Source organism: Xanthomonas sacchari, assembly GCF_024266585.1.
GTDB lineage: Bacteria > Pseudomonadota > Gammaproteobacteria > Xanthomonadales > Xanthomonadaceae > Xanthomonas_A > Xanthomonas_A sacchari_C.
The window spans coordinates 4,241,428-4,258,895 of the sequence record NZ_CP100647.1; the positions used below are offsets into that span (position 1 = coordinate 4,241,428).

The 17,468-nt window shown below is 70.6% G+C and carries 14 protein-coding genes; 4 read left to right on the plus strand and 10 right to left on the minus strand.

The window, feature by feature from the left end:
- Positions 1 to 24 precede the first annotated feature (24 nt).
- The 6 genes from NKJ47_RS17825 to NKJ47_RS17855 form a co-directional block, all read right to left on the minus strand.
- A complete protein-coding gene (locus NKJ47_RS17825) occupies positions 25 to 1,023 on the minus strand; it encodes a FecR domain-containing protein (RefSeq protein ID WP_254459087.1) in 999 nt (332 codons plus the stop codon).
- Entirely contained in the window at positions 1,013 to 1,507 is a 495-nt protein-coding gene (locus tag NKJ47_RS17830; RefSeq protein WP_254459088.1) for a sigma-70 family RNA polymerase sigma factor, read from the minus strand. Before NKJ47_RS17830 ends, NKJ47_RS17825 begins: the two co-directional genes overlap by 11 nt.
- Before the next feature lie 448 nt (positions 1,508 to 1,955).
- A complete protein-coding gene (locus NKJ47_RS17835) occupies positions 1,956 to 2,738 on the minus strand; it encodes a TorF family putative porin (RefSeq protein ID WP_254459089.1) in 783 nt (260 codons plus the stop codon).
- Positions 2,735 to 5,260 (minus strand): methyl-accepting chemotaxis protein, encoded by a 2,526-nt coding sequence (locus tag NKJ47_RS20730; RefSeq protein WP_302329797.1) that lies wholly within the window; start codon positions 5,258 to 5,260, stop codon positions 2,735 to 2,737. Before NKJ47_RS20730 ends, NKJ47_RS17835 begins: the two co-directional genes overlap by 4 nt.
- A 473-nt stretch (positions 5,261 to 5,733) precedes the next feature.
- On the minus strand, positions 5,734 to 6,291 hold the full coding sequence (locus tag NKJ47_RS17850) for a DUF3228 family protein (RefSeq protein ID WP_254459090.1): 558 nt from the start codon (positions 6,289 to 6,291) through the stop codon (positions 5,734 to 5,736).
- 193 nt (positions 6,292 to 6,484) lie between these two features.
- Positions 6,485 to 7,405, minus strand: coding sequence for a M14 family metallopeptidase (locus NKJ47_RS17855; RefSeq protein WP_254459091.1), 921 nt, complete (start codon positions 7,403 to 7,405; stop codon positions 6,485 to 6,487).
- 333 nt (positions 7,406 to 7,738) lie between these two features.
- Between NKJ47_RS17855 and NKJ47_RS17860 the strand changes: the two genes are divergently transcribed.
- From NKJ47_RS17860 to NKJ47_RS17870, 3 genes are all read left to right on the plus strand, one after another.
- Positions 7,739 to 9,109 (plus strand): alpha-amylase family protein, encoded by a 1,371-nt coding sequence (locus tag NKJ47_RS17860; protein WP_254461463.1) that lies wholly within the window; start codon positions 7,739 to 7,741, stop codon positions 9,107 to 9,109.
- Positions 9,110 to 9,274: 165 nt separating this feature from the next.
- Positions 9,275 to 10,117 carry a methylenetetrahydrofolate reductase [NAD(P)H] gene (gene metF / locus NKJ47_RS17865; RefSeq protein ID WP_254459092.1) on the plus strand — a complete coding sequence of 281 codons (843 nt, stop codon included), beginning with the start codon at positions 9,275 to 9,277 and terminating at the stop codon, positions 10,115 to 10,117.
- 182 nt (positions 10,118 to 10,299) lie between these two features.
- A complete protein-coding gene (locus tag NKJ47_RS17870; RefSeq protein WP_254459093.1) occupies positions 10,300 to 10,905 on the plus strand; it encodes a DUF4124 domain-containing protein in 606 nt (201 codons plus the stop codon).
- A 259-nt stretch (positions 10,906 to 11,164) separates the two neighbouring features.
- Here the strand turns inward: NKJ47_RS17870 and NKJ47_RS17875 are convergent, their stop codons facing one another.
- From NKJ47_RS17875 to NKJ47_RS17890, 4 genes are all read right to left on the minus strand, one after another.
- Complete coding sequence (locus NKJ47_RS17875) at positions 11,165 to 12,127, minus strand: Nudix family hydrolase (RefSeq protein WP_254459094.1); 963 nt, start codon at positions 12,125 to 12,127, stop codon at positions 11,165 to 11,167.
- A gap of 283 nt (positions 12,128 to 12,410) precedes the next feature.
- Positions 12,411 to 12,785, minus strand: a complete 375-nt coding sequence (locus NKJ47_RS17880) for a VOC family protein (protein ID WP_254459095.1) — start codon at positions 12,783 to 12,785, stop codon at positions 12,411 to 12,413.
- Between the two features lie 243 nt (positions 12,786 to 13,028).
- On the minus strand, positions 13,029 to 15,770 hold the full coding sequence (gene secA, locus NKJ47_RS17885) for a preprotein translocase subunit SecA (RefSeq protein ID WP_254459096.1): 2,742 nt from the start codon (positions 15,768 to 15,770) through the stop codon (positions 13,029 to 13,031).
- 164 nt (positions 15,771 to 15,934) lie between these two features.
- The gene (locus NKJ47_RS17890; protein ID WP_254459097.1) at positions 15,935 to 16,882 is read right to left on the minus strand and encodes a M23 family metallopeptidase; all 948 of its coding nucleotides are present in this window, start codon (positions 16,880 to 16,882) and stop codon (positions 15,935 to 15,937) included.
- 10 nt (positions 16,883 to 16,892) lie between these two features.
- Here NKJ47_RS17890 and NKJ47_RS17895 point away from each other — a divergent pair, with 10 nt between their 5' ends.
- Positions 16,893 to 17,369 (plus strand): DUF721 domain-containing protein, encoded by a 477-nt coding sequence (locus NKJ47_RS17895; protein WP_254459098.1) that lies wholly within the window; start codon positions 16,893 to 16,895, stop codon positions 17,367 to 17,369.
- Positions 17,370 to 17,468 lie beyond the last annotated feature (99 nt).

Consider the following 17,468-nt stretch of genomic DNA (forward strand, 5'->3'; position numbering starts at 1 on the left):
TGCCACGCGAGTCGCGAAAAAGTGTCAGCGCGCTTGCGTAGGCGCGCGCTCGCGCGGCGCCAGCGTGGTCCACCAGCCGTCCGCCTGCCGCCGCACGCGCACCGGATAGGTCGCTTCCAGCAGCGCCAGGCTGCGCTCGGGATCATCCAGCGGGAACGCGCCGGACACCCGCAGCCCGGCAAGCGCCGGATCGCAGCGCAGCACGCCGCGACGGTAGCGGCCCAGTTCGCGCAACAGGTCCGCCAGCGGCCACGCATCGGCGACCAGCATGCCGCGCGTCCAGGCGGCGGTTCCCGGCGCGATCGCCCGCAGCGCGCCGCAGTGGCGGCGATCGAAACGCAACGCCTGCCCGGCCGGCACCCGGCACGGACGCGCGGCCGCCGCGCCCGGCTGCGCCAACACCGCGCCCTCCAGCACCACCACGCCGGTGCCGCGGGCATCGGCGCGCACCTCGAACCGCGTGCCCAGCGCCTGCAGCGCGCCATCGGCGGTCGTCACCCGGAATGCGCGGGCGGGGCGCTGCGGGTCCGCCGCGGTCGTCACCAGGATCCTGCCGTGGCGCAGGCGCAGCAGACGCTGCTGCGCGTCGAAGGCCACCTGTAGCGCGGTGTCCGTATCTAGCTCAAGCAGGCTCGCATCGTCCAGGCGCAGCCGCCGGCGTTCGCCGACCGCCGTCTGCAGCGTCGCGCCGGCCGGCGACCGCTCCAGCCACTGCCAGCCCAGCCACGCGCCGGGCGCCAGCAGCAGCAACGCGCCCATGGACTTGATCGCCGCGCGGCGCCCGCCACGCGACGGGCGGTCCAGCACCGGCCGCGCCAGCGTCGCCGGCACCGCTGCGATCAGGTCGTGCAGGCGTTCCACACGCGCCCAGGCGCGGGCGTGATCGGGGTGCTGCGCACGCCAGCGCGCGCAGGCGGCGTGCTCGGCCTCGCCGGCGCCGTCGTCGCCCAGCCGGACCAGCCACTCCACCGCCTGCTCCAGGACACGCGGATCCAGCGCCGCGCCCGCCGGCTCAGGGCGCATGCAGCAGGCAACCGAGCAGGGCGCGCTTCATGTGCCGCTTGACCGTGCTGAGCGACACCCCCAGCCGGCAGGCGATCTCGGCGTAACCGAGCCCGTCGAACTGCGACAGCAGGAACACCCGGCGCGCCTGCGCGGGCAGGCCGTCGAGCATCGCGTCGATCGCCTCCAGCGCCTCGCGCACCAGCGCCTGCTGTTCGGCCGACGGCATCGCCGCCTCCGGCAGCGCCGCCAGCCGTTGCAGATAGGCACGCTCCAAGGATTGCCGCCGGCACCAGTTGGCCATCAGGCCCTTGGCGACGGTGGTCAGATAGGCGCGCGGCTCGTGCAGGCGGGAGAGGTCGCGTCCGCTGAGCAGGCGCGCGAAGGTGTCCTGCGCCAGGTCGGCGGCGACGTCGCGGCAGCCCAGGCGCCCGGCGAGCCAGCGCTGCAGCCAGGGCTGATGATCACGGTAGAGCTGACCGAGCAAATCCCGATGGAGAAGCATGCGACCCCCGAGCGAAGCGGCGTGGGGCCGCTTCGACGCGCGTGGCTCGCCCCTGAACAAAAGAAAACGATTCTTATTTACTTTAACGTCCGGCGTCAATGCGTGGCGGCGGGTGCCCTGCCCTGCCCTGCCCTGCCCGGCGCGGCGCGGCCGGCATGCCTGCCGCGCGATCGCGTCGCCGTGGCGGCGGCGCGACTGCCCAAGCGCTCCGCGGAGTGCGATGGCCTCGGCTGCCCGTCCCCTGCCAGCGCCCCGCTTCCGCCCCGTGTCCGGCGCATCAAGGTGCGGCCACCAGTTCGCTTCGTGCGCCCGGAACGCCTCGCTACGACGGCAGGCGGCGCGGTCTGCTGCCGGTCTCTTCGATGCGCAACGCATGGCGCAGATGGCGATCGCACCACGCTTCAGCACCACCTGCGCGCGTTGCTGGCGGCGAAGGGCGCCGCATCCGCTACAGCGTGAAACTGCGCTTGATCGTGAACGCCCAGGCGCCGTCGATCGGATTGGATACATGCACCCGGCCATCGCCGTCGGCCACGCCGGTGGTGTAGCGGCGGTACACCCCGGCGCTGTTCCAGGCGCGCGCGTAGCTCAGCGCGAACTCGGTGCCGCGCCAGGTGCGGCTCAGGCCCAGGCGCGCATCGGTCCAGCCGTAGTCGGCGAAATGGCGCACGTGCTGGTGGCCGGCATGCACGCTCGCCTGCCAGTCCGGTGCCAGCGGCAGCGTGGCGTCCAATGCCAGGTAGCCGGAGCCGCGCGAATGCCGGCCCTGGCCGACGCCCAGCGTGGCGCTGTTGTAGCCGAAATAGTCGCGGGTCCAGGTGCTGGCGTAAGACAACTCCAGCGTGCGCCAGCGCCCGGCGACGATCGCCTCGCCGTAGTCGTAGCGGGTGCCGCTGGCGCTCATGCGCGCGCCGGGATAGGCGTAGTGGTAGACCCCGGCGCGCCAGCCCCAGTCGCCGCGGCTGGCCGCGTAGCCGGCGTACACGTCCCACTCCAGGTGCCCGCCTTCGATGAAGTACGGGCTCACCCCCGACGCCCAGGTGCCGGCGAACCAACCGCTGTCGCTGGCCACGTCCAGCCCGCCCTGCAGCACCGGCCGGCCCCAGCTCTGCTCGAACCCGCGCGAGACGTAGTTCGAGGTCGCCGCCAGATTGGCGCTGGCGGTCCCGGCCCAGGCCGGTGCGGCGCTGCCCAGCGCCACCGCCAGCGCTACCGTACGCGCCGGCCTCACGACACCAGTTCCAGCCGCGCCCGGCCCGACGCGGGCGCGGCGAGCTTGAACAGCGCCACCGCGCGTTGCAGTTCCTCGGCCTGATCCTCCATCGCCCGCGCCGCCGCGGTGGCCTCCTCGACCAGCGCGGCGTTCTGCTGGGTCACCTCGTCCATCTGCACGATGGTCTTGCCCACCTGTTCGATGCCGGCGCTCTGTTCCTGCGAGGCGGCGGCGATCTCGCGCATGATGTCGGTGACCCGGCGCACGCTGGCCACCACCTCGCGCATGGTGTCGCCGGCGCCGTTGACCAGCGCGGTGCCGTCGTCGATCTTGCCGACCGAGGCATCGATCAGGCCCTTGATCTCGTGCGCGGCGGTCGCCGAGCGCTGCGCCAGCGCGCGCACCTCGCTCGCCACCACCGCGAAGCCGCGGCCCTGCTCGCCGGCGCGCGCCGCCTCCACTGCGGCATTGAGCGCCAGGATGTTGGTCTGGAAGGCGATGCCGTCGATCACGCCGATGATCTCGGCCATCTTCTTCGACGCGTCGGAAATCCCGGACATGGTCTCCACCACCTGCTCGACCACCGTACCGCCGCGCGAGGCCACGTCGGCGGTGTCCTGGGCCAGGCGGCTGGCCTGGTGCGCATGCTCGGCGTTCTGCTTCACCGTGGCGGTCAGTTCCTCCATCGAGGCCGCGGTCTCTTCCAGATTGGCCGCCTGCTGCTCGGTGCGGCGCGACAGGTCGTCGTTGCCGGCGGCGATCTCGCTGGCGGCGGTGTTGATCGCGGTGGTGGCCTGCTGGATGCGGCCGACGATGCCAGTCAGCTGCTCCACGGTGGCATTGGCGTCGTCGCGCATCTGCGCGAACACGCCATGGAACTCGCCGTGCATGCGCGCGGTGAGATCGCCCTGGGCCACGGCGCGCAACAGCGCCGACAGGGCCGAGAGGTTGCCTTCGGTCAGCTCCATCAGGCCGTTCAGCCCGACCACCATGCCGCGGAAGTCGTACTGGAAGCGCTCGGCGTCGCCGCGCCGGGAGAAATCGCCCGAGGCCGCGGCCTGCGCCAGTTCGGTGATGGCCTGGTTGATCGCCTGCAGGCTGCGCTTGGTCGTGCGCATCGCCTCGGTGATCGCCGCCTTTTCGCCCGGCAGCGGTTCCATGTCCACCTGCATGTTGCCGATCGCGTACTGCGCCATCACCTCGACCAGGCGCCGCTGCACGTCCACGTGCGCGGCGACCAGCGCGTTGGTGCCGTGGACCATGCGCCCGTACTCGCCGGGGAAGCGCGCGGCGTCCATCCGGTAGCTCATCTCGCCGGCGTCGTGGCGCTGCGCCATCTCCGCCTGCGCCTGCATCACCGCCTGCAGCTGCGCCTGCATGCTGCCCATCGCGTCCAGCAACTGGCCCAGTTCGTCGTCGCGACGGTGCCGGACCTGGCTGTCCAGGCGCCCGGCGGCGACCGCGGAGGACACCCGCACCGCCTCGGCCAGCGGGTCGAGCACCTGCCGGCGCAGCAGCAGGTACAGCGCGCCGCTCAGCAACAGCGCCGAAAGCAGGCCGACCGCGGCGATGGTCCACAACAGCGCGCGCGCCTTGGCCATCACCAGTGCGTACGGCACCGAGATGCCCAGCGCGAACGCCTGCGGCGCATCGCCGATCTTCAGCGGCACGAACACGCTCAGCGCGTCCTCGCCGTCGCTGCGGCGATGGTCGAACACCACCTGGCCCTTGGCCACGCGCGCCAGCATGTCCTTCGACCAGGCGTCGTTGCGGGTCTTGCCGACCTGCTGCGGATCGCGGCTGGCCATCACCACGCCCCGCGGCGACAGCAGACTGGCATAGCCCTCGCCCATCGGCCGCAGCGCGGCGATGCGCCGCTGCAGGGTATCGAGGGTGAAGTCGACGGTGACCACGCCCAGGAAACGGCCGTTCTCCAGAATCGGCGTGGCCAGCGTGGTCATCAGCGTGTCCTTGCCGGCCACCGGGTAGTAGTACGGCTCGATCACCACCGGCTTGTGCGTGTTGCGCGCCAGCAGGTACCAGTCGCCGTCGCCGGGCTTCTCGTAGTCGCGCAGCGCCTCGCGGACCAGCGTGCCGTTCTGCCGCGACCACCAGGTCATGTAGCGGCCGGTGGCGTCGTGGCCCTCGGCGCCGACAAAGCCTTTGTCGTTGCCGTCGAACGCGTCCGGCTCCCACATGGTGCTGATGCCCAACCACTGCGGATGCGCGTCGAGCTGGCTGCGCAACACTGCCGTGGCGGTGTCACGCGACAGGCCGCCGGCGCCGTGCTGCACGCGGAAGCTGTTGGCCAGCGCCTCGCTGGCGTCGAAGGCCACGCCGATCTCGCGCGACACGCGCTGCGCTTCCAGTTGCGCCAGGTTCTCGATGCTGGTGCGCGAGGTCGACAGCAGCGCGTCGCTGCTGCGCCAGTAGATGATCATCGCGGTCAGGCCGAAGCAGGCCAGCGCGAGCAGGCCGGTACCCAGCATCAGGCGTTTGGCGACGCTGCCGCGACGGCGATGCGGCGAGGGAGTGGACATGACGACTTCCTTGGCAGGGGGAGGGATACGGTCTTGGGGTCACACGCCGCGCCGTCTCCGTCGCCGATGGCCCGCCAGGGACGCCTTCCCCACCGGGCCACGACGCGCCGCCGGACATCACCTCCGGGTGCTGCTGCATGCGCCCCACCCTCTGGCTATCGTCCCGCCATCCGCAAACTTGATGGCCGCTCCGCGCCAAGCCGATGAATGGGCAGAGGTTCCCGGTGAAAACGCGCGGTAGCGCGCAGTTCCCTGCTGCACGTTTGCGCTGGTGAACAGCCGGGTGCACGGGTGCAACGCGGCGTGCCGACAGCAGCACAGCAGCAACGGGGAACGGATGACGACGGCTGCGTAGGTGCGTGGCCGAGCGCCAGGCGCTCACGCCCGTGCGCAGTAAGGGCAGCTGCGCGCGGCGCGTACGCAACGCGCTGTGCGGCCGGCAAGGCAGCGCGCGCGGACGGCGCGCGCTGCGCTTACGGACGCCAGTTGGCGTTGTGTTCCCAGAACGCCACGCTGCGCCGATAAGCGTCGCGATCCAGCGGTACGCCCGAGCCACCCTCCTCCACGCCCAGCGCATTGCGCAGCATGGTGATCGGCGCCATCGGAATCTCCTGCGGCTCGGCGGTGTACAGGCAACCGACCACGCCCCAGTCGGCCTCGATCGGCGCGCCCTCGTGCGCGAGTTGCGCGCGGCTGTAGAGGATCGGCAGCAGGTACTCGGCCACCGGCGGCTCGACGCCCTCGAACCAGCGCACCAGCACCGGCAACTCCTCACGGCTGCGCGCCTCGTAGCCGGAACGCAGCAGGCGCCGGTTGGCGTCGGTGATCGGCACGGTCAGGCAGCGCGTCGAGGTCCAGTTGCGGTGCACGTGCAGCTTGCAGAACGGCGCGTAGCCGTCCAGCACCTGCAGCGGCGCATGCGCGTTGAGGTGCTGCTCGAACTGCTCCGGCGTGCAATCCTGGATCGCATTGCGGCGCCCATCGCGCGGGAACAGGCGGGTGCGGGCGAACGGCGTGAGGACGATGGACATGGCGTCGTGGCGAACGAGGGCGCACCAGCGTAGCGCGCGGCAGGGCCAGTGCCCACCGCTGCCACCGTCGCCGCGCCGGCAAACCCCGGTGTTCGGAGACCCCACGTAGCAGCGGCTTCAGCCGCGACAGGCGCTATCGGTAACGCCCTGCGTGGCTGAAGCCGCTCCTACAGGGCACGCAGCCGGCTTGCGGCTACGGATGCGCCAGGGCGTAGTCGATCGCCGCGCGCACCGCCGCCACCTGTGCGGCGTTGCACTGCTGCGGCGTGGCGCTGGCGCTGTCCGGGTAGACCTCGGTGGTGGTGGCGTAGCGCGCGTCGGTGATGCCCGCGCACAGCCCCAGCCGCTTCACCGGATAGTTGATGACCCCCGGCGCCGCCAGCGGCGTGCCGATGAGTTCGCCGGCGGCGTCGGCCGGGGCGATATGGGTGACCTGCGCCACCGCGGCCAGCACCGCCTGCTGGAACGCCGGCTGCGGATTGTCGCTGTCGCCGACCAGGTAGAAGCCGTCGGGAATGCCGCCGGGCGCGTAGGCGACGCCATCGCGCGCGGCCAGCGCCGGGCGGAACTCGGACTCGTCGCTGTCGGTGGTCTCGTGCAGGTCGATGTGCATGCGCACCCGATCGCGCAGCGGCGCGACCAGGCGCAGCAGCGCCGCCGACTCCTGCGCCGGGCTGTCGGCGCGGAACGAACGGTTGGGATCCAACGCATCGGCGTTCCAGCGGTGGATGCGCTCGTACGCCCAGGGACTCACGCACGGCGCCACCAGCACGTTGGCGCGGCCGGCGTAGTCCTCGGCATGCTGCTGTGCGAACTGCAACGCGCCGTGCACGCCGCTGGTCTCGTAGCCGTGCACGCCGCCGGTGACCAGCATGCACGGCAGCGCATCGTCCCAGCCGCGGCTGCGCAGCGCCAGCAGCGGATAGCGCGCCTGCGCGTACGCCAGTTCGCCGTACTCGACCACCTCCCATGGCCCGCGCAGGCGCTCGATGGCCGCGACCACCTCGTCCTGGTAGCTGCGCCGGCGCGGCTGCGTGGCCAGCCAGGCCGCCTTCTCGGCGGCGCCCCAGGGCACGCCGGGGGTTCCGATCGGATAGAAGGCTGCACTGGTCATGGGGCGGCTCCGCGTCGACAGGTGAGGGCGGCGACTGTAGCAAAGCGCACCGGCGGCGACGCCGCATACAACGGAAACCCGGCATCGGTAACGCACCCGCGCGGAAGCGGATACCGATCCCGCTTTCGCGCGCTGTCGCCATGAATACGTATGTAGCGCGCGCATGTTGCGCCGCGATGCGCGCTTAGCATCCTCCCGCCGCACGCCAGCCGCGCGGCGACCTCACGCCCCTGTCCGGCAGGCGCCGTGCCTGTGCCCACGCAACGAGGAGATCGAACGATGCGCGTCCCATCCGCTGCAAATCGTCTGCTGCGCCTGCATCGCTGGCGCGGCCTGCTGGTCGGCCTGCTGCTGCTCCTGGCCACCGCCAGCGCCCAGGCCGACGTCATCCTGCACGCGTTCAACTGGCGCTACGCCACCGTGGAAGCGCGCGCCGCGCAGATCGCCGCCGCCGGCTACCGCAAGGTGCTGGTGGCGCCGGCCTACCGCTCGCAGGGCGACGCCTGGTGGGCGCGCTACCAGCCGCAGGACATGCGCCTGATCGACAACCCGCTCGGCGACACCGATGCCTTCGCCAGCATGGTGCAGGCGCTGAAGGCGGTCGGCGTGGAGACCTATGCCGACGTGGTGCTCAACCACATGGCCAACGAGGCGGCCACGCGCGCGGACCTGAACTACCCGGGCAGCGCGGTACTCGGCCAGTACGCCGCCAATCCGCAGCGCTATGCGTCGCTGCGGCTGTTCGGCGACCTGTCGCAGAATTTCCTCAGCGCCAGCGATTTCGGCCCGGCGCAGTGCATCACCGACTACAACGATTCCTACCAGGTGCGCACCTACCGCATCTGCGGCGGCGGCAGCGATCCCGGCCTGCCGGACCTGGGCGGCAACGACTGGGTGGTGCAGCAGCAGCGCAACTACCTGCTGGCGCTGAAGGCGCTGGGCGTGACCGGCTTCCGCATCGACGCGGCCAAGCACATGACCTTCGACCATCTGAACAAGGTGCTCGACGCGCAGGTGCGCGCCGGCGTGCTGGTGTTCGGCGAGGTGATCACCGGCGGCGGCAGCGGCAATGCCGACTACGACCAGTTCCTGGCGCCGTACCTGCAGGCCACCCCGCACGCGGCCTACGACTTCCCGCTGTTCAATTCGGTGCGCAACGCCTTCGCCTACGGCGGCAGCATGGACCTGCTGGTGGATCCGGGCGCCTATGGCCAGGCGCTGCCGGGCGCGCGTGCAGTGACCTTCGCCATCACCCACGACATCCCCAACAACGCCGGTTTCCGCTACGCGATCATGGATCCGGTCGACGAGACCCTGGCCTACGCCTACCTGCTCGGCCGCGACGGCGGCGTGCCGATGGTGTACTCGGACAACAACGAGAGCGGCGACAACCGCTGGGTCAACGCCTACCAGCGCGAGGACCTCAAGCGCATGGTCGGCTTCCACAACGCCGCGCAGGGCCGCGACATGCAGGTGCTGGCGCACGGTGCCTGCTACCTGCTGTTCCGCCGCGGCGACCTGGGCATCGTCGGCATCAACAAGTGCGGCGACACCGTCACCGCCGCGGTGCCGATGAACGGCAGCGTGCTGCGCTGGAACGTCGACTACACCGATGCGCTGGGCTCCGGCAGCGTGGTGCGCATTTCCAGCGGCAGCTACACCTTCAGCCTGCCGCCGCGGCAGGCGCGGATGTGGCAGCGCTGAGCTTGTGCGCCGGAGCGGCGCGCCCCGAGGCGCGCCCAGCGGGGACAGCATCGCCGATCCGGGCGGCGCGGTGGCGGCGGCCGCGCCGATGCGGCGGCCAGCGCTTCTTGCACATCCATCCGGATGAAGAGATATACTGACCGCATTGCCCGCCGCGCTGCGCCCATGACCGCCATCAGCTTCGAGTTCTATCCGCCCAAGACCGACGAACAGCGCGCGCAGCTCGACCGCACCGCCGCGCGGTTGAAGGCCCACGCGCCGGAGTACGTGTCCTGCACCTTCGGCGCCGGCGGCTCGACCCTGAGCTACACCTCCGAGACCGTGCGCCACCTCAAGCAGCACCATCGCTTCGAGGCCGCGCCGCACCTGTCCTGCGTGGGCGGCAGCCGCGAGGAGATCCGCGAACTGCTCAAGCTGTATCGCGCCATCGGCTGCCGCCGCCTGGTCGCGCTGCGCGGCGACCTGCCGTCCGGCATGGGCCACCCGGGCGACCTGCGCTACGCCGCCGACCTGATCGCCTTCATCCGCGCCGAGCACGGCGATGCCTTCCGCCTGGAAGTGGGCGCGTACCCGGAGACGCATCCGCAGGCCAACGACGCGCTCAGCGACCTGCGCCACTTCAAGGCCAAGGTCGACGCCGGCGCCGATGCGGCCATCACCCAGTACTTCTACAACGCCGACGCCTACTTCCACTTCGTCGACGCGGTGCGCAAGCTCGGCGTGCAGATCCCGATCGTGCCCGGCATCATGCCGATCTCCAACTTCAGCCAGCTGCGCCGCTTCTCCGAGCAGTGCGGCGCGGAAATCCCGCGCTGGATCGGCAAGCGCATGCAGGCCTACGGCGACGATGCCGAGGCCATCCGCGAGTTCGGTGCAGACGTGGTCGCCACGCTGTGCCAGCGCCTGATCGACGGCGGCGCGCCCGGGCTGCATTTCTACACGCTCAACCTGGCCAAGCCGACCACCAGCGTGCTGGCGCGCCTGCGCTCAGCCGGCGGCGCCGGCTGAGCGTCGCGGCCCCTGTGCGGCCGCTCGGGATTGGGGATTGGGGATTGGGGATTGGGGATTGGCAACAGCGGCGCACATGCGCGCCGACCCCGCTTTGGCGAATCCCCAATCCCCAATCCCCAATCCCGGCGTTCCTAAGGCATTCGCCCAGCAGTCACGCCAGCTGCGGCTACCCTGCGCCGATGCGCGCCCTTCCGCCGATGCCGCTGCTCCTGTGCCTGTGCATGTTCGCGCTGCCCGCCGCGGCGCAGCGGGTGAATCGCTGCAGCGGCCCCGACGGCACCACCGTGTTCAGCGATCGCCGCTGCGAGGACGTCGGCGCGATCGACCGACTGCCGCCACCGGCCGCGCCCGGCAACGTCGGCGGCAGCACCGGCGATCCGGCGCCGCCGCAGTGCGTGCGCCGGCTCAGCGTGCTGGCACAGCAGATCCGCACCGCGGTGGCGACCCGCGACGTCAACCGGCTGTCGGCGCTGTACTGGTGGAACGGCGTCTCCGACGCCGGCGCGCAACGCATTCTCGACCGGCTCGACGCGATCGTGCGCCGTCCGCTGGTCGCGATCGTGCCGGTATTGCCGGACGACGCGGCAGAGACCGCGGCCGCCACGCCCGCCGCAGCCGCGGAAACGCCGATGCCGGGCACGCCGGACGGCGACGGCACCGACGGCCCACCGCGCCGGCGCGCGACCGGCCTGCGCCTGCAACAGACCTTGAGCGGCAGCATTACCCCGGCGTCCACCGTGCTGGGGCTGCGCCGGCAGTACGACTGTTTCTGGATCAGTTTTTGAGAGGCGGGGATTGGGGATTCGCGACGGCGACTTGCCCGTACGCGCCTCCCCTTCGCGCAGGAGCAGTTTTAGCCGCGGCGTGTCGGCAATCCGATGTGGCGGCTGGAGCCGCTCCCACAGGTGTGGCGCCAGCCTCGTCGGAGGATCACTGTGGGAGGACTTCAGTCCCGACGCATTGCGCCATCGGACAGCGCGCTCCTTCGCGCGTCGCGGCTGCATGACAGTCGACTCCTGCGGGAAGCGGTTGTTGCCGCCCGACTCATGCCACATCGGCCGCCAACGGCCATAGTCCGCGGATCGCGGCGATGCCCTGGCCGCCGTGGCGGCGCGCCTCGGCCACCTGGGTCGGCGCCAGGCCACCGATCGGGTAGATCGGCAGGGCGACCTGCTCGCGCAGGCGCTCGAACGCTTCCCAGCCCAGCGTTGCGGCGCCCGGATGGCTCGCGGTGGCCGCCAGCGGCCCCACCACCGCGAAATCGCAGCCGAGGCGCTGCGCCGCCTGCAATTCCTCGAGACTGTGGCAGGACGCGGCCACCGGCTGCCCGTCCGGCAACGGACGCGCCTGCCACTGCGGCAGCTGCTCCGCGCCCAGGTGCACGCCCACGCCCAGTTCCTGCGCCAGCGCCACGTCGCGGTTGAGCAGCACCTGTGCGCCACGCGTCGCGCACAGCGCCGCCGCGGTCCGCGCCAGTGGCGCCCATTGCTCGGCCGGCAGGCCGCGCGCGCGCAACTGCACGCGGCGCACGCCGGCGTCCAGCGCGCGCTCCAGCGCCGTCAACCAGGGGCCTGGCTCGGCCGGCTCCGGCGTCACCAGGTAGCAGGCGGGCTGGCGCAGCATCGCCACCACCGGCTGGTCGGCCGGCGGCATCGGGTAGCGGCCCAGCTTGTCCGCGGCCACCCAGGTCAGCGCCTGGCCCTCGCGGCCGCGCGGCGTGCCCTTCCACGACAGTACCTGGCGCACTTCCAGGCGCAGCCGCTTGTCCGGATAGCGCTGCGGCACCTCCATCAGCCAGTCGCCGACCACCGCCTCGATGCCCAGCTCCTCCTGCAGTTCGCGCACCAGCGCCTGCTCCGAGGTTTCGCCGGGCTCGCGCTTGCCGCCGGGGAATTCCCACAGGCCGGCCAGGTCGCGGCCCTCGGTGCGGCGGGCGAGCAGGATACGGCCGCGCGCATCGGTGATGACGCCGGCGACGACATGGATGGATCTGAGCGGTTCGGACATGGCGCAAGCTTGCCGTTTCCGGCGCCGCCAGCGCAATGAACCCGGTTCACATCGGCGCGATCGGCCATGAAGGGCCGCCCCGCGCAGCCGGGCGATCCAGGGCCAGGCGGTGCGCTGCGCGAGGACGTGCCTTGATCGCCGGATCCTGCCAGGCCGGCACAAAACCAGGATCGGGGCGGGCGTCAGGCGTGCGCAGGCCGGCCTGTCGCGCGGCGGCCCCGCCGCTCGGCGCCGTGCTGCCGCGTGCCTGGCGGCGGCGCCGCGCGTCCGCAGCGCCATTCGCTCAGGCGTCCAGGCGGTGACCGATCCGCCACAGCACGCCGCCGGGATCGTGCAGGGTGAAGTCGCGCATACCCCAGGGCCGATCCTCTGGATCGCCCAGGCGCGCGCCGTAGAGGCCGGCCAGGTCGGTCGCCTGCAGGCGCCGCCACCAGGCATCGGCGTCCTCCACCCACAGATGCAGGACGAGATGGTGCGCCAAGCCTTCGTGGTAGAAATCCTGCAGCAGGAACGCGCAGCGATCGCCATGGCGGAAGCAGATCAGGCCGTCGCCGAGCGGCTCGGGCGCAAATCCCAGTGCCGCGTAGAACCGCGCCGACAGCGCGACATCGCGCGCCGGCACGAACACCTTCAGTTCCAGGCTGGGGGACGGTTGCACGGCAGGCCTCGAGAGGCAATGGCGAGATCGGCCACCCTACCCGCCGCTGGCGCGATGCGCCACGCCACCGAGCGCATCGTCCCGCGTCCCTCCCAGAAACAGAACGCCCTGCGCGAGGCGGGGCGGTTCGCAAAAGCGTGGGCAATGCCGGCAGCGCGTTCGGGACACGGCCCCTTCAGCTAGGGGCGCGCCGAGTCTGCGACGCCAACCGCGAGGCTGCTGCGCGATCGCGCAGCAGCGCGCTCAGCTCAGCTGGCCGTGGCAGTGCTTGTACTTCTTGCCGCTGCCGCAGGGGCACGGATCGTTGCGGCCGACCTTCGGCGCCTCGCGGGTCACCTGCGCCACGGTCGGGGCCGCTGCGCCGCCACCCTGCACCTGCTCGGCTTCCTCGTCGGCGCTGTAACCGCCGGCGTCCTGGTGCTGGAACTGCGCCTGGCGCAGCTGCGCCTCCACCTGCTGGCGTTCCTGCGCCTCCAGCGCCGCCACTTCCTCCTCGCTGCGGATGCGCACCCGCGCCAGCAGGGTCACCACTTCGCGCTTGGCGTGCTCCAGCATCTCCGAGAACAGCTCGAAGGCTTCCTTCTTGTATTCCTGCTTGGGCTGCTTCTGCGCGTAGCCGCGCAGGTGGATGCCCTGGCGCAGGTAGTCCATCCGCGCCAGGTGCTCCTTCCAGCTCTGGTCGAGCACGGTGAGCATCACGTGCTTCTCCAGCGCGCGCATGGTCTCGCTGCCGATCGCCGATTCCTTCTCGCGGAAATGGCGGTCCACTTCCTCACGCACCTTCTCGACGATGCCGTCCGCGTCCAGTTCCTCCTGGCGCTTGACCAGCTCGCTGATCGACAGCGACAGGCCCAGTTCGCTGGCCAGCGTGGCTTCCAGGCCCGCCAGGTCCCACTGGTCGTCCACCGAGTTCGGCGGCACGAAGCGCGACACCAGGTCGTAGATCACGTCGTCGCGGATGCCGTCGACGTTCTCCTTCACCGACTCGGCGTCCAGCAGCTCGTCGCGCTGGGCGTAGATCACCTTGCGCTGGTCGTTGTTGACGTCGTCGAAGTCGAGCAGGTTCTTGCGGATGTCGAAGTTGTGCGCCTCGACCTTGCGCTGCGCCTTCTCGATCTGCCGGCTGACCAGCTTGTCCTCGATGACGTCGTCTTCCTTCATGCCCATCATGCGCATCGCCTTCTGCACCCAGTCGGAGGCGAAGATGCGCATCAGGTTGTCTTCCAGCGACAGGTAGAAGCGCGAGGAACCCGGGTCGCCCTGGCGGCCGGAACGGCCGCGCAGCTGGTTGTCGATACGCCGCGACTCATGCCGCTCGGTGCCGATGATGTGCAGGCCGCCGGCGGCCTTGACCGCGTCGTGGCGCTCCTGCCAGGCCGCCTTCAGGCGCGCGCGCGTCGCCTCGTCCGGCTCCTCGCCCAGCGCGTGCAGTTCGGCTTCCAGCGAGCCACCGAGCACGATGTCGGTACCGCGGCCGGCCATGTTGGTGGCGATGGTCACCGCGCCCGGCTGGCCGGCGTTGGCGACGATCTGCGCCTCGCGTTCGTGCTGCTTGGCGTTGAGTACCTCGTGCTTCACGCCGGCCTTGCGCAGGTGCTCGGACAGCATCTCCGAGGTCTCGATCGAGGTGGTGCCGACCAGCACCGGCTGGCCGCGCTTGGCGCAGTCCTCGATATCGGCCAGCACCGCGTTGAACTTGCCCTGGCGGTTGAGGAACACCTGGTCCGGCCAGTCCTTGCGGATGGTCGGGCGGTTGGTCGGGATCACCACCACTTCCAGGCCGTAGATGCTCTGGAACTCGTAGGCTTCGGTGTCGGCCGTACCGGTCATGCCGGACAGCTTCTTGTACATGCGGAACAGGTTCTGGAAGGTGATGCTGGCCAGCGTCTGGTTCTCGCGCTGCACCGGCACGCCTTCCTTCGCCTCCACCGCCTGGTGCAGGCCGTCGGACCAGCGCCGGCCCGGCAGGGTGCGGCCGGTGAACTCGTCGACGATGACCACCTCGCCGTCGCGCACGATGTAGTCGACGTCGCGCTGGTAGATGGCGTGCGCGCGCAGCGCCGCGTTGAGGTGGTGGACCACGCTCAGGTTCTGCGCGCCGTACAGGCGGTCTTCCTCGTCGGCAAGGATGCCGGCGGCGCGCAGCAGTTCTTCGGCGTGCTCCATGCCCGCTTCGGACAGGTGCACCTGCTTGCCCTTCTCGTCGACCCAGAAGTCGCCCTCGCCCTCTTCCGACTCCTGCTTGACCAGCTGCGGCACGATGCGATTGACGCGGATGTACAGCTCCGGCGACTCGTCGGCCGGGCCGGAAATGATCAGCGGCGTGCGCGCTTCGTCGATCAGGATCGAGTCGACCTCGTCGACGATGGCGTAGTTGAGCCCGCGCTGGAAACGGTCGGCCTTGGACAGCGCCATGTTGTCGCGCAGGTAGTCGAAGCCGAATTCGTTGTTGGTGCCGTAGGTGATGTCGGCGGCATAGGCGGCGTGCTTGTCGCTGTGCGGCATGCCCGGGTACACCACGCCGACGCTCAGGCCCAGCCAGTTGTACAGCTTGCCCATCTGCGCGGCGTCGCGGCGCGCCAGGTAGTCGTTGACGGTGACCACGTGCACGCCCTTGTCTTCCAGCGCGTTGAGGTACACCGGCAGCGTAGCGACCAGGGTCTTGCCCTCGCCGGTGCGCATTTCCGCGATCTTGCCCAGGTGCAGGACCATGCCGCCGATCAACTGCACGTCGTAGTGGCGCATGCCCAGCACGCGTCGACTGGCCTCACGGCAGACCGCGAACGCTTCCGGCAGCACCTTGTCCAGGGTCTCGCCGCCGGCGATGCGGCCGCGCAGTTCCGGGGTCTTGGCCTGCAGCTGCTCGTCGGAGAGCTGCTCCATCTCCGGCTCCAGCGCATTGATCTTGGCGACGATACGGTGGAGCTGGCGCAGTTGGCGCTCGTTGCGGCTACCGAAAACGCGAGTAAGCAGACTGTTGATCATTGAAGGAACCGGTTGGAAAGGAACGCCTCTACGGCCCGATCCCCCATGGAATCGACGGGCCGCAAACGAAACAGGGCGCGAGGCGCCCTGTCGATGGCAAAGCACATTGTAGCTTGGGGCGGCGCCCGGCGATTCAAGCGCCGCCACGCCGCCCCCGGCGCGGCTCAACCGCGGCCGCGGCGGCCCACCGGGATGGCGCCATCGCCGAGGAACTTGGCCGGGTTCACCACCACCCCGTCCTTCCACACCTCGAAATGCACGTGGGCGCCAGTGGAACGGCCGGTGGAGCCGGCCTTGGCCACTTCCTGGCCGGCCCGCACCAGGTCGCCGACCTTCACCGACAGCCGCGAATTGTGCGCGTAGCGGGTGACATAGCCGTTGCCGTGGTCGACCTCGACCACGTTGCCGTAGCCGCCGCGCACCCCGGAGTAGCTGACCACGCCGTCGGCCACCGCCAGCACCGGGTCGCCGACGTTGGCGTGGAAGTCGATGCCCTTGTGGTTGCCGGTGCCGCGGCCGAACGGATCGGCGCGGCCGCCGAAGGCCGAGGTGATGTAGCTGTTGCGGATCGGCATCCGCGAAGGCACCGCGTTCTGGTCCAACTGGTGGTCGAACAGCAGCGACTCGAGCACCGACAACTGCTGGCCGGAGGTGGCGAACTTCTGCTGCAGCCCGTCCAGTTCCTTGCCCAGCTGCTGCGCGGGCATGTCGTGGCTGGGTTCGTCGTCGCCGCCGCCGACGCCGACCGGCTGGTCGAAATCGAACTCGCCGTCCTGCAACTTGCCCATGCGGGTCAGGCGCTCGCCGAGCGCGTTGAGCCGGGTCGCCTGCGCCTGCAGCTCGCCCAGCCGCGCCGCCAGGGCGTTGACCTGGGTCTGCGCGTCGCGGCGCACCTGCGCCAGCTCCTGGTCCTGCCGCTCCAGCTTGGCGCGCATCTGCGCCGAACCACCCCACCCCGCCGCGGCGCCGACGCCGATGCCGAGTACCATGCCGAGGCCGAGCACCGCACCGAGCGCGGCGAGGGGGCGACGATCGGCGTACTCGCGCAATCGCCACGGCAACGTTTTGACCCCCTTTTCACTGGAACGGATTACGATCTTCTTGAACGTCATATGAGTTTTCATGTCTAAGCGAAAGTCCGGCGAAGGCCATACCGCTACGCCGCAGCCGGCGTTGGACGCCGCACTGGCGGACAAGGCGGGCGACCCGTTGCGCCGCGCCTTGTGGCTCGACGCGCTGGACCGGCAGTTACGCCCCCATCTGCCGCCGAACCTGGCCTCCCGTTGCCGGTTGGCCAATGTGAACGGCGAACAGCTCGTTTTTCTCGTTGAGTCTCCGGTCTGGCACGCCCGGGTCAGGCTGGCCGAGGCCGACATCCTTGCTGCGGCCCGTTCCCTCGGGCTGAAAGCCACCAAAGTGACCGTCAAGACGGCGACTGCGCCCGCGCATTCCCCAATGCATCAGGCAAGAAGCACGCCAGCTCCGGTGTCCGCGGCCACGCACAAGGGTTTGCGCGAGGCCCTGGCTTCCCTGCAAGACGTTGGCTCCGCAACGCCCGATGCGACCACGGGCTCCGACCGCGGCCGTCGACGTACGTAGACACGCCGCGACCGACGCATCCTAGCGGGCGCCGGGCGTCAGGTCGTTATCGATTCGTTAAATCGACGTTAAGGGAAAAAGAAGGAACGGCCGATTGCC

What these genes read in the sequence shown, in the direction of transcription:
- NKJ47_RS17890 (WP_254459097.1), bottom strand. Translation starts at nt 16,882, where the DNA reads ATGACGTTCAAGAAGATCGTAATCCGTTCCAGTGAAAAGGGGGTCAAA.
- NKJ47_RS17825 (WP_254459087.1), bottom strand. Translation starts at nt 1,023, where the DNA reads ATGCGCCCTGAGCCGGCGGGCGCGGCGCTGGATCCGCGTGTCCTGGAG.
- secA (WP_254459096.1), bottom strand. Translation starts at nt 15,770, where the DNA reads ATGATCAACAGTCTGCTTACTCGCGTTTTCGGTAGCCGCAACGAGCGC.
- metF (WP_254459092.1), top strand. Translation starts at nt 9,275, where the DNA reads ATGACCGCCATCAGCTTCGAGTTCTATCCGCCCAAGACCGACGAACAG.
- NKJ47_RS20730 (WP_302329797.1), bottom strand. Translation starts at nt 5,260, where the DNA reads ATGTCCACTCCCTCGCCGCATCGCCGTCGCGGCAGCGTCGCCAAACGC.
- NKJ47_RS17870 (WP_254459093.1), top strand. Translation starts at nt 10,300, where the DNA reads ATGCGCGCCCTTCCGCCGATGCCGCTGCTCCTGTGCCTGTGCATGTTC.
- NKJ47_RS17830 (WP_254459088.1), bottom strand. Translation starts at nt 1,507, where the DNA reads ATGCTTCTCCATCGGGATTTGCTCGGTCAGCTCTACCGTGATCATCAG.
- NKJ47_RS17875 (WP_254459094.1), bottom strand. Translation starts at nt 12,127, where the DNA reads ATGTCCGAACCGCTCAGATCCATCCATGTCGTCGCCGGCGTCATCACC.
- NKJ47_RS17855 (WP_254459091.1), bottom strand. Translation starts at nt 7,405, where the DNA reads ATGACCAGTGCAGCCTTCTATCCGATCGGAACCCCCGGCGTGCCCTGG.
- NKJ47_RS17850 (WP_254459090.1), bottom strand. Translation starts at nt 6,291, where the DNA reads ATGTCCATCGTCCTCACGCCGTTCGCCCGCACCCGCCTGTTCCCGCGC.
- NKJ47_RS17895 (WP_254459098.1), top strand. Translation starts at nt 16,893, where the DNA reads ATGTCTAAGCGAAAGTCCGGCGAAGGCCATACCGCTACGCCGCAGCCG.